This is a genomic window from Streptomyces beijiangensis, from assembly GCF_017315755.1.
GTDB lineage: Bacteria > Actinomycetota > Actinomycetes > Streptomycetales > Streptomycetaceae > Streptomyces > Streptomyces beijiangensis.
On record NZ_JAFLRJ010000516.1, the window covers coordinates 1 to 383 of the forward strand.

The 383-nt window shown below is 72.3% G+C and carries 1 protein-coding gene; it reads left to right on the forward strand.

Features of this window, described 5'->3' with window-relative positions; translation table 11 throughout:
* On the forward strand, window positions 1–373 hold a 373-nt coding region (locus tag J0695_RS36175; RefSeq protein WP_206969012.1), incomplete at its 5' end, for a Zn-binding domain-containing protein.
* Between the last annotated feature and the right edge of the window lie 10 nt (window positions 374–383).

The following is a 383-nucleotide window of genomic DNA, read 5'->3' on the forward strand; positions in this document are numbered from 1 at the left end:
CAACCCGGAGATCCTCGCCGGCGCCCTGCACGCCGCCGAGCACGCCTCCATCGGGATGCTTCCGCTCTTCGCCACCTGCGACCGCTGGGACATCGGCGGCGTCTCGATCCCCCTCCATCCCGACACCCTCCTCCCCACGGTCTTCGTGTACGACGGCCATCCCGGCGGCGCCGGATTCGCCGAACGCGCCTTCCACACGGCCCGCGAGTGGCTCACCGCGACCCGTGAGGCCATCGCCTCCTGCGAATGCGACGCCGGCTGCCCCTCCTGCATCCAGTCCCCGAAGTGCGGCAACGGCAACGACCCTCTGCACAAGCGGGGCGCCATCCGCCTCCTCACGGAACTGCTCCGGGAGGCCCCGCCCGCGCCCTGACCTCGGGCGT